The organism is Novosphingobium sp. B-7 (assembly GCF_000410615.1).
GTDB classification, from domain to species: Bacteria; Pseudomonadota; Alphaproteobacteria; order Sphingomonadales; family Sphingomonadaceae; genus Novosphingobium; species Novosphingobium capsulatum.
Genome location: NZ_APCQ01000266.1, coordinates 1 through 11,045, shown reverse-complemented (window position 1 = coordinate 11,045; position 11,045 = coordinate 1). Strand labels below are relative to the sequence as shown.

Below are 11,045 nucleotides of genomic sequence, written 5' to 3'. Positions count from 1 at the left end.
GGGGCGCCAGCAGCAGCGCCGGCTCGGTCGCGGTCATGCCTCCGGCGCCGCGTTCGAACAGCAGGCAGCCCAGGTCTGCCTCGAGCCGGGCGATCGCCTGGGTCAGCGCGGGCTGCGTCAGGTTTACCGCACGCGCGGCGCGGGTCACGCTGCCATGGCGCACGGTGGCGGCAAAGGCGGCGAAGTGGCGAATGTTGAGCGCGGGGTCGGGACGGGCCATCCATCCAGACTTAGCATTTCCTTATGGCACATGCCAAACATTGCATTTGGCGCTGCCCGCCCCCGGTTCCAAATGCAGGCCATCCGTGCCGAACCGGCCAGCCATCATAGGGAGACAAGCGCCATGTCGGGTATCGTCGTGCAGAACATCGAACGGGCAGATCCCGCCGTGATCGACGGCCTGGCCGCCTGCGGCGTGGCCACCGTGCACGAAGCGCAGGGCCGCACCGGCCTGCTCGCCAGCTATATGCGCCCGATCTATCGCGGCGCGCGCATCGCCGGATCGGCCGTGACGATCAGCGCCCCTCCGGGCGACAACTGGATGGTCCATGTCGCGATCGAACAGCTGCAAGCGGGCGATATCCTGCTGCTGGCCCCGACCTCACCCTGCGAAGACGGCTATTTCGGTGACCTGCTCGCCACCTCGGCCCAGGCGCGCGGCTGCCGCGGCCTGGTCATCGATGCCGGGGTGCGCGATGTGCGCGATCTGACCGAGATGCAGTTCCCGGTGTGGTCCAAGGCGATCTACGCGCAAGGGACGGTCAAGAACACGCTGGGCAGCGTCAACGTGCCGGTGGTCTGCGCCAATTGCGCGGTGAACCCGGGCGACGTGATCGTGGCCGACGACGATGGCGTCGTGGTGGTGCCCCGCGCCAAGGCCGCCGAGGTGCTGAAAGCCGCGCAGGCGCGCGAAGCCAACGAAGGCGAAAAGCGCGAGAAGCTGGCCAACGGCGTGCTCGGCCTCGACATGTACAAGATGCGCGAGCGGCTGGAGAAGGAAGGCTTGAAGTACGTTTGAGGCTTTAACGCAACTAGCCCCCTCCTCTTCCGAGGGGGGGGGTGGGGGGGGTCCCGGGGCCTGACGCCAGATTTCCACCACCCCCCGCCCCCCTCCTCTGAAGAGGAGGGGGAGCATTGACGGCAGGAGTGTTGTTCATGACCACCGGTTTTTCCGCCCCCTGCATGTGGATGCGCGGCGGCACGTCGAAGGGCGGCTATTTCCTCAAGAGCGATCTGCCCACCGACGTGGCGGCGCGCGATGCCTTTCTGCTGGCGGTGATGGGCTCGCCCGATCCGCGCCAGATCGACGGGATGGGCGGCGCCGATCCGCTGACCAGCAAGGTGGCCGTGGTGAGCAAGTCCACGCGCGAGGGGATCGATGTCGATTACCTGTTCCTGCAGGTCTTCGTCGACCAGGCGATCGTGACCGACGCGCAGAACTGCGGCAATATCCTGGCGGGCGTTGGCCCGTTTGCGATCGAGCGCGGGCTGGTGGCGGCGACGGGCGATGAAACCCGCGTGGCGATCTTCATGGAAAACACCGGGCAAGTGGCCGTGGCGACGGTGCAGACTCCGGGCGGCACGGTCAGCTATGCCGGCCAGGCCGCGATCGATGGCGTGCCCGGCACCCATGCCCCGGTGCCGCTGGAATTTCGCGATACGGCCGGTTCCTCGTGCGGGGCGCTGCTGCCCACCGGCAACGTGGCCGATACGATCCAAGGCGTGGCCGTGACGCTGATCGACAATGGCATGCCCTGCGTGGTGATGAAGGCGCAAGACGTGGGCATCACCGGCTATGAAGACCGCGAATGGCTGGACAATGCGACCGACCTGAAAGCGCGGATCGAGGCGATCCGGCTGGAAGTGGGCCCGCTGATGAACCTGGGCGACGTGAAGGAAAAGTCGGTGCCCAAGATGATGCTGGTGGCCCCGCCCAAGCACGGTGGCGCGATCACGGTGCGCAGCTTCATCCCGCATCGCGCACATGCCACGATCGGCGTGCTGGGCGCGGTGTCGGTGGCGACGGCCTGCCTGCTCGAAGGCTCTCCGGCGGCCGAGGTCGCGCAAGTGGGCGAAGGCAGCCGCAAGACCCTGTCGGTGGAGCATCCCACCGGCGAAATGAGCTGCGTGCTGGAGGTAGACGAGAGCGGCGCGGTCAAGACCGCCGCCCTGCTGCGCACCGCGCGCAAGCTGATGGATGGGGTGGTGTTCGGGTGAACGTGTGCTTCTCGCCCTGCGACAGGCTCAGGGCGAACGGCGTGCGAGATTTCAAATAGGTTGCCGTTCGGGCTGAGCGTGTCGAAGCCCGGTTTTCAAGGACAAGACCATGACCGACCGTATCATTTCCTGGCACGGCAACCCGTCGAAGCCGCGCTATACGCCGCCGGCCGGCGCGATTGATGCGCATTGCCATGTGTTTGGCCCGATGGCGCAGTTTCCGTTCAGCGCCAAGGCCAAGTACCTGCCCGAAGACGCCGGGCCGGATATGCTGTTTGCGCTGCGCGATCACCTGGGCTTTGCCAAGAACGTGATCGTCCAGGCGAGCTGCCATGGCACCGACAATGCCGCCACGCTCGATGCCATTGCCAAGAGCCAAGGCAAGGCGCGCGGCGTGGCCGTGGTCGATCCGGCGATTTCCGAGGCTGATCTCGCCGCGCTGCACGTGGGCGGCATCCGTGGCATCCGCTTCAATTTCCTGAAGCGGCTGGTGGATGATGCGCCCAAGGACAAGTTCCTGGACGTGGCCAAGCGCCTGCCCGCTGGCTGGCACGTGGTGATCTATTTCGAGGCCGATATCCTGGACGAACTGCGCCCGTTCATGGACGCCATTCCAGTGCCCTTGGTGATCGACCACATGGGCCGGCCTGACGTGACCCAGGGACCCGACGGGGCCGACATGAAGGCGTTTCGCGCGTTCCTCGATTCGCGGCCCGATATCTGGTTCAAGGCGACCTGCCCCGACCGGCTCGACCCATCAGGGGACCCGTGGAATGCCTTTGCCGATGCGGTGGCGCCGCTGGTGGCGGACTATCAGGACCGGGTGCTGTGGGGCACCGACTGGCCGCATCCCAACATGCAGGATGCCATTCCCGATGACGGGCACCTGGTCGACATGATCCCGCGCATCGCGCCGACCGAGGAATTGCAGCGCAAGCTGCTGATCGACAATCCGACCAAGCTTTATTGGGCCGATTGAGCAACGAAGGGGGCGAGATGATCGCCCCCTTTCTTGTGGGTCAGAACGCATAGCCCAGGGTGAGCACCGCGGAGCGCCCTTCACCCGGCACGGCCCAGCCATTGTTGCGGATCGACGTGTAGTACTTCTCGTCGGTCAGGTTCTGCACGTTGATCTGTGCCGAAAGGCCGTTGTCCAGCTTGTAACCCAGCGAAATGCGGTGGGTGAGGTATGACGGCGCCTTGTACATCGGCGCGCCGGTGGAATTGGTGAGATACCAGCTGCCCTGGTAGGTGAGGCCATAGCCCACCTCCAGCCCGAACGGCAGGTGATAGCTGGTGTAGAGGCTGCCCGACCAGCGTGGCGTGTTGGTGACCGGGTTGCCGGCCTGCACGTCGCTGGTGGGGCAGGTCACGCTACCGCCCGTGGGCAGCGTCTGCGTGGCGCCCAGGTGGTTCTTGCAGTAATTCGAGATCGACTGCTTGATCACGCCATCGAGGTACATGGCGTTGGCAAAGATCGTCCAGGCGGGCGTGATCTTGCCCGACAGGCCCAGCGACACGCCATCGACCTGGCTGCGCCCGTCGAGCACGTTCGTGGTGCCGACCAGCGGATCGTTGGCGGCGACGGGATAGTTGGTGCGCTCGTTGCGGAACACCGAAGCGGTCAATTGCAGCTTGCCCTGCGCCAGATCGACCTTGCCGCCCAGTTCGAAATTGACGGCGGTTTGCGGGGCAACGTTGCAGGGGTCGCCCAGCAGAGTCGTGCTGGTCACGCCGCAACCGCTGCGCACGGTGGACGAGGCCGGTGTCTTGCTGTTGCCGTAGGCGACATAGAGGCTGGCGTTGGCCACCGGCTTGTAGACCAGGCCCAGGCGATAGCTGAACAAGTCGTCGGTGTTGTTCTGCGGCGCGCCGGTGGTCACCGCGCCGCTGACCGCCACGGTATCGCTGCGATAGCGGGCGCGGTTGTTTTCCCAGCGAATGCCGCCATTCACTTCGAACCCGCCGCCCAGCTTGACGGCATCAAACGCATAGAGCGCGATGTTGCGGGTGGAGCCATGGGCAATGGCGGTGGTGATGTAGTTTACCGGCCCGGTATAGATGGCATTGGGATTGGCGATGTTGATCGCATCGAGTGTGGGCGTGGTGCCATTGGCATTGCGCAACCCGTTGCCGGAATCGATGTCATAATCTTCCTGCGAGTATGCCGCGCCCAGTGCCAGAGTGTGTTCAAGGCCGAAGGTGGAGACCTTGGCGGAAAGATCAACCTGGTCATACCAGATCGAGGTGTCGGTCAGGCGGAACAGCCCGCGCGGGCCGCTGGGGTAGAACGTGCCCGCAGCCTGGGTTGATGAGCAGGCCGTGGCCGCGCCGGTCGAATTGGCCAGCGTACCGTTGGCCAGGCACCAGGCACCCTGCGGCGGATCGACGAAGGTATCCTGCTTGACCTTTTGGTAGCGTGCCAGATTGCGGATCGAGACCGCATCGGAAAAGCGGTGGTCGAGGATGGCGGTGGCCTGGTCCACCGTCTGTTCCTGGCGATCGTAGTTCTTGTATCCGTAATAGCCGGCATAGCTGGCGCCGGGCAGCAAGCCGCCATAAACCGCGTAATAAGGCACGCCATATTGCGGGATATTCTTGTCACGCTGGTGCAGATACAGCAGCGTCAAACTGGTATCGCCGGTCAGCCCGAACTTGACCGACGGCGCCACGCCCCAGCGGCGGCTGTATTCGAAATCGCGGCCGGGCACATCGGCGCTGTGGCCCATGGCGTTGAGGCGCACGGCGACCTCGCTGCCCAGCTGCCAGTTGCTATCCACCGTGCCGCGCCAGTAATTGGCCGTGCCCACCCCGCCCTGCACGGTGGTGCTGGTTTCGTCCTTGGGCCGCTTGCTGACCAGGTTGACCGTTCCGCCGATCGAGCCCGAGCCGCTGAACACCGAATTGGCACCATTGGTCACTTCCACCTGTTCGATGTTGAACAGGTCGCTGCGGGAATACTGCGCGCTGTCGCGCACGCCATCGATCTGGATATCGGTATTGGCGCTCTGCCCACGCAGATTGATGCTGTCACCATAGCCGCCGCCGCCTTCGCCCGCGCCCAGGGTAATGCCGGGCAGGATCGACAGCGCATCTTTCAATGACAGCAGGTTCTGCGCCTCGATCACCGCGCGGCCGACCACGGTGACGGTCTGCGGCGTATCGAGCAGCGGGCGCACGTACTTGGGCGATTCCGCCCGCTCTACCTTGACCGGAGCTTGCGCGATCGCGGTATCGGTCACGGTCACCCCGCCCAGCACGGTTTGCGCGGCATCCTGGGCCTGGGCCGGCATGGCGGCGATCACGCCGATACAGCCGGCGGCGAGAAATGCGGGACGCAAGGGCGAGGTGGCAGGCACGTGCCCGCTTGGCATGGGTGACGCGCGACGAGACCGGGATGCATTGATCATGATGGAATTTTTCCCCTTTGCTCGGATCGGGCAGCGGCGCCCGATCCGGATGGGTAGCGCTTTATTGCGAGTGATTTTCATAATCAACCATGTTGATAATGATTCTCATTTTTTATCGTACCGCGCAAAACCGGGGTGACATGGTCCGCGCCCCATGCCAGGCTGATGCGGTCATGAGCCAAGCCCTTCACCCCGCCGACGCGGTGCACGCCGCGCCGCTGCGCCAGGCCAGCACCACGCTGACCCTGCATACGCCCGGCCCCGGCCTGCACGATTTCACCCGCGAAACCGCGCAGTGGGCGGCGGCCCAGGGCATGGACAGCGGGCTGCTCACGCTGTTCTGCCGCCACACCTCGGCCTCGCTGTGCATCCAGGAAAATGCCGCGCGCGAGGTGCGTGGCGATATCGTGCGCTGGCTCGATCGCCTGGCACCGGAAAGCACCGCCTATGCCCACGACGATGAAGGCCCGGACGATATGCCGGCCCATTTGAAAAGCATTCTGACCGGGGTGAGCCTGTCGATCCCGCTTGTCGGTGGGCAGCTCGCGCTTGGCACCTGGCAAGGCATCTACCTGTGCGAGCATCGCCGCATGGCGCATCGCCGCCAGATCGTGCTGCACCTGGTGGGCGCCTGATCATGACGGCACGGTTTTCTTGCACGTTCACCGCCCTGCCCGAGCATATCGACGAGCTGGGCCATGTGAACAACGCGGTCTGGGTGCGCTGGATGGAACAGATCGCCACGCGGCATTGGGAAACGGTGGCGCCACCGGAACACGTGGCGGCCTATGTCTGGGTGGTGACCCGGCACGAGATCGACTATCGCGGCAATGTTGGCCAAGGCGAGAGCGTAGTGGCCACCACCTTCATTCCCGATCCGCCCCACGGCGCGCGGTTCGACCGCTGCGTCGATTTCGCCAACGCGGCCGGCAAAGTGATCGTCAGCGCGCGCACGACGTGGGCCCTGATCGATAAAAGCAGCGGACGCCTGGTTCGCGTTCCTGCAGAAGTGGCAGCGCCCTTTTACTCTCAGGCGTAAAGCATTGCTGGAACAATATGTAAAATAGCGTATTATAGCGCCAAGTTGGATCTATTCTGTTTTTTGACAAGGATCGAATCATGGTGCGCGCTGGTCTCCAACGGTGTTGCAGAGCGACACGGTATTCGGCACTTGCGTTGGCGGTTCTGCTCGCCGCGTGTGGCGATGGCGGTGGCGTTGCCAGCACAAACTCTCCCAACCCGCCGCCTTCTCCCCCGCCCAAGCCGACCAACGACGATCTGGTGGGCAGCCTGGTCAGCGAGGCCTTCGTCAACGATGCAAAAACCCAGACGGCCTATCAACCGATCACGTCCGCCCAGCCGAACACGGTTACAAGCAAGCCTTTGACGATCGAATACAAGGCATCCACGCAGACCTACACGATTGCCACGCAAGGGCGGACACAGGATTTCGGACCGGCGCAAAAGGATGCCACGCTCAGCAATGCCGCAGCCACGGTTTACAAGCGCAGCGAAGGCGCGCTGACGGAGACACTGTCGCTCAGCACGAATACGACCGATCCCGGCACGCCCGACGCACCCCTTTTCCGCTATGTCGGTGCCGGCCTGTGGCAACGGACGCAGACCGATGGGCCGAACGCCACAACGACCATGGACTATTTCACCTATGGCGTCCCCACGCCCGCATCGGCCATGCCGACCACCGGGACGGCCACATTCGGTGTGCGCCTTGATGGGCAGGCCGGCTATCCTCAGCAAAACTATGTGCTGACAGGCGGCGGTCGCTTCCAGGTGGATTTCGCCAGCGGCGGCCTGGTTGGCAGCGGCACGATCGATCGTTACAGAAATAGCCTGTATGAAGGCACTTTAAACTGGACGTCACAGGCAAAGCTGAAAGCAGGTAGCACGACGTTTTCCGGCAGCTTCAACTTCGGCGCGCGGCCGGGGGCGATCGACGGCCGTTTCTATGGCCCCCATCATGAAGAGTTCGGCGCGGTCTGGAACACCAACCTTTACGACAACGTGGTGGCGAGCGGCACGATCCTGGGCCGCGACACCGCGACGATGCCATCCAACAATGGCTTGGCGAACCTGGTAATCAACGAAGACCTGGGCGGGGCAGCCGTGGCCGTCAGCTATGGCCGCTCGACACGGTGGGACCAGCAAAACCTGACAACGCGCTCGTTGTACATTACCTATTCCGAAACGCAGAAGGCGCTGACGATACGTGCCGGGATCGACGGATATTCAGGAAATCCACGTGCGCTCACGCCCGCGATCCGCGACGCGGCGCACAGCGACGCCACGTACGATGCCTATTCCGTTACGGCGCAAGCGAGTTCGTTGAGCGCGGGCACGCTGCGCGTTTCGCGCCCCGGCCCCAGCAATCCGCTGATTGCGTTGACCTATACCGGCTTTGGCACGTCTGAAACGGTATTGGCACCGTCGCAATCCTCCACATTCCCCTACACCGATTTCGCCTATGGCTTTGGCGAGGCGACGCCGGCTTCGGCGGTGCCGAGCAGCGGCAGCGCTACATACAATGGCGTAATCCTGGGCTATTCCGGGGTTCCGTCTGATGGCAACACCCGGCCCTATGCGATCAGCGGAGACGCGCGCATGGCGTACAACTTCGGCGCGGCAACCTTGACCGGCACGCTCAACCCCGTGGCGACAGACCGCGATACCGGAACGTCCTACGCGCTTGGCGCCTATGCTTTTTCCGGCACGGGCGACGCAGGCAAGGCAACGTTTGCGGGCACCTTTGACAAAATCATCAACCTGCCATTCAGCGGCGACACCCGCGGTTCGATCAAGGGGCAGTTCACCGGTCCGCATGCTGAAGAATTCTATGCGACCTGGCTCATTGGGATGCGCGATCCCAAGGGTGGCAGCAATATTCCCGTGGGCGGTGTGATCGTGGGCAAGCAGGGCAAGTGATCCAGTCCCCCTTTGCCTAGGACCGCTTTGCGCCTAAGGGCCGCGGTCATGACCGCATCGCTTGCCCTGACCCGCCTTTCGCGCCTGATCGCCGCCAGCCATTCGTGGGAAACCGCGCGCACGTTCAAGGCGTGGAGCCCGAGCGAGGACGACAAGGCGCTGATGGCCACCCGCGCGCAGGACGTGCTCAAGGTCATGGCGGGCAAGGACGTGACCGCGCCGATGCTGGGCGCTGCCTATGCCGTGCACCTGGCCCGTGCCCTCGATGCGCCGATCATGGTGGTCGAAGGCACGCTGAGCGTGGCGGGCGAAGTGGTGGCCGATGACCATGGCTGGGTAATGATCGGGCCGTGGGTGGCCGACATGGCGCTGTTTTCACGCGCCTATGCGCCCGACGCGCCGCCGCGCCTGGCTGCCCATGTGCTGCGGGCGTTTGGCCCCAACAAGGGCCTGTTCTGCGATGCCTGGCGCCGCACTGCGCGCCTGGGCCTGGGCTATGACCCGCGCCGGGTGTTGACCGAGGCAGAGGTGACCGCGCTGGTCGGCGAGGCGACCGTGGCGCTGCGGGCGGCCTGAGGGAACACCCCTCCACCACCCGCTGCGCGGGCGGACCCCCTCCCCGTCGGTGACGGGGAGGATCTATGGCCCGAAAGCATCCCCAACGGGTAACAAGCCTTTTCCCAGGCCGTTCGCCCTGAGCTTGTCGAAGGGCCATTGCCCGGTGACCGGGCATTGCAAGCCATCCGGGGTTACAGCGGGTTGCCATCCTTGTCGCGGTAGATCTCGCGGCGGCCGACGTGGTTGGCCGGGCCGACCAGGCCATCCTGCTCCATGCGTTCGACCCACTTGGACGCGGTGTTGTAGCCCACGCCCATCTGGCGCTGAATCCAGCTGGCGGAGGCCTTCTGGCTTTCGAACACGAGCTGGCAGACCTGGCGATACTTGCGGTCTTCGGGATTGTCGGAGGTGTCGAGTTCGTCGAAGCCGTACGAGCCTTCCTCGGGTTCCTCGGTGACCGAATCGACGTATTCCGGCTTGCCCTGGCCGCGCCAGTGATCGGCCACGCGCTCCACTTCCTCGTCGCTGACGAAGGGACCATGGACGCGTTTGATCGGGTCGGTGCTGGGCTTGTAGAGCATGTCGCCCTTGCCAAGCAGCTGTTCGGCGCCCTGTTCACCCAGGATCGTGCGGCTGTCGATGCGGCTGGTCACGGCAAAGGAAATGCGCGTGGGCAAGTTGGCCTTGATCACGCCGGTGATGACATCGACCGAGGGGCGTTGCGTGGCCATGATCAGGTGGATGCCGGCGGCGCGGCTCTTTTGCGAGAGGCGCTGGATCAGGACTTCGATTTCCTTGCCGACGCTGACCATGAGATCGGCCAGTTCGTCGACGATCACCACGATCTGCGGCAGCACCTGGTATTCGAGCTGCTGTTCCTCGAACAGTTCCTCGCCGGTCTCGGGATCGAAGCCGACCTGGATGCGGCGGCCGAGCGGCTTGCCCTTGGCCTGGGCAGCGCGGACCTTTTCGTTGAAGCCCGACAGGTTGCGCACGCCAATCGACGACATCTGGCGATAGCGCCGCTCCATTTCCTCGACCGCCCACTTGAGCGCGCGCACGGCCTTGGCCGGCTCGGTCACCACGGGCGAGAGGAGGTGCGGGATATCGTCGTAGGACTTGAGTTCGAGCACCTTGGGATCGACCAGGATCATGCGGCACTGCGCCGGGGTAAGCCGATAGAGCAGCGACAGCAGGATGCAGTTCAAGCCCACCGACTTGCCCGAGCCGGTGGTGCCGGCGACGAGCAGGTGGGGCATGGTGGCCAGATCGGCCACGATCGGTTCGCCGGCAATGTCCTTGCCCAGGATGATCGGCAAGAGGCCCTTGGCATTGACGAACTTGTCGCACGCCACCAACTCGCGGAACGAGACCATGTCGCGGATCTGGTTGGGCAATTCGATGCCCATCACGGTGCGGCCGGGAATGGCCGAGACGCGTGCCGACACCGCGCTCATGTTGCGGGCGATATCGTCGGCCAGGCCGATCACGCGGCTGGCCTTGATGCCGGGCGCGGGTTCGAGCTCGTACATCGTCACCACCGGGCCGGTGCGCACGGCGGTGATCTCGCCCTTGACGTTGAAATCGTCGAGCACGTTTTCGAGCAGGCGCGCGTTGCGTTCCAGCGCGAGCTTGTCGATCTTGGGCTGGGCCGAGGCGGGAATTTCCTCGAGAATGTCGATCGCGGGTAGCGCGAACTTGTCGAACAGGTCGCTTTGCCGGGCCTGCGCCTTGGCCGCAGGCGCAGGGGTGCGCTGCGGATCGCTGATCTCGGTAGGGCGGCGGGGCGCGGCAGCATCCGCCGGGATCACCGGCGCGCGGGTATCGAACGGCGGCGCGTCATCATCGGCGCCATCGTCATCATCGGCGAGCAGGGCGTCACCGCCGGCTGCGGCCTTGGCCTTGGGCGCGCGGCGCTGG

The 11,045-nt window shown here is 64.7% G+C and carries 10 protein-coding genes; 7 read left to right on the top strand and 3 right to left on the bottom strand.

Annotated features, from left to right (window positions below; all coding sequences use genetic code 11):
- Window positions 1-220 (bottom strand): LysR family transcriptional regulator (locus H926_RS0103630; protein WP_028657529.1); only part of this gene is annotated, 220 nt, incomplete at its 3' end.
- A 123-nt stretch (window positions 221-343) separates the two neighbouring features.
- Here H926_RS0103630 and ligK point away from each other — a divergent pair.
- The 3 genes from ligK to H926_RS0103615 all read left to right on the top strand — a co-directional run bounded on the left by ligK (window position 344) and on the right by H926_RS0103615 (window position 3,196).
- Window positions 344-1,018, top strand: coding sequence for a 4-carboxy-4-hydroxy-2-oxoadipate aldolase/oxaloacetate decarboxylase (gene ligK, locus H926_RS0103625; RefSeq protein ID WP_028657528.1), 675 nt, complete (start codon window positions 344-346; stop codon window positions 1,016-1,018).
- A gap of 137 nt (window positions 1,019-1,155) precedes the next feature.
- The gene (locus H926_RS0103620) at window positions 1,156-2,217 is read left to right on the top strand and encodes a 4-oxalomesaconate tautomerase (protein ID WP_022675099.1); all 1,062 of its coding nucleotides are present in this window, start codon (window positions 1,156-1,158) and stop codon (window positions 2,215-2,217) included.
- Window positions 2,218-2,326: 109 nt separating this feature from the next.
- Window positions 2,327-3,196, top strand: a complete 870-nt coding sequence (locus tag H926_RS0103615; protein ID WP_022675098.1) for an amidohydrolase family protein — start codon at window positions 2,327-2,329, stop codon at window positions 3,194-3,196.
- A 40-nt stretch (window positions 3,197-3,236) separates the two neighbouring features.
- On the opposite strand, the gene H926_RS0103610 is transcribed toward H926_RS0103615, so the two are convergent.
- Window positions 3,237-5,510 carry a TonB-dependent siderophore receptor gene (locus H926_RS0103610; RefSeq protein ID WP_237740966.1) on the bottom strand — a complete coding sequence of 758 codons (2,274 nt, stop codon included), beginning with the start codon at window positions 5,508-5,510 and terminating at the stop codon, window positions 3,237-3,239.
- A gap of 335 nt (window positions 5,511-5,845) precedes the next feature.
- Between H926_RS0103610 and H926_RS0103605 the strand changes: the two genes are divergently transcribed.
- The 4 genes from H926_RS0103605 to H926_RS0103590 all read left to right on the top strand — a co-directional run bounded on the left by H926_RS0103605 (window position 5,846) and on the right by H926_RS0103590 (window position 9,143).
- The gene (locus H926_RS0103605; protein ID WP_028657526.1) at window positions 5,846-6,262 is read left to right on the top strand and encodes a secondary thiamine-phosphate synthase enzyme YjbQ; all 417 of its coding nucleotides are present in this window, start codon (window positions 5,846-5,848) and stop codon (window positions 6,260-6,262) included.
- 2 nt (window positions 6,263-6,264) lie between these two features.
- Window positions 6,265-6,666: a thioesterase family protein gene (locus H926_RS0103600; RefSeq protein ID WP_022675095.1), complete on the top strand. Its 402-nt coding sequence runs from the start codon at window positions 6,265-6,267 to the stop codon at window positions 6,664-6,666.
- 137 nt (window positions 6,667-6,803) lie between these two features.
- On the top strand, window positions 6,804-8,567 hold the full coding sequence (locus tag H926_RS0103595; protein WP_022675094.1) for a transferrin-binding protein-like solute binding protein: 1,764 nt from the start codon (window positions 6,804-6,806) through the stop codon (window positions 8,565-8,567).
- 48 nt (window positions 8,568-8,615) lie between these two features.
- Entirely contained in the window at window positions 8,616-9,143 is a 528-nt protein-coding gene (locus H926_RS0103590; protein ID WP_022675093.1) for a hypothetical protein, read from the top strand.
- 173 nt (window positions 9,144-9,316) lie between these two features.
- Here H926_RS0103590 and H926_RS0103585 read toward each other — a convergent pair.
- A partial coding sequence (locus H926_RS0103585; protein WP_022675092.1) for a DNA translocase FtsK occupies window positions 9,317-11,045 on the bottom strand: 1,729 nt, incomplete at its 5' end.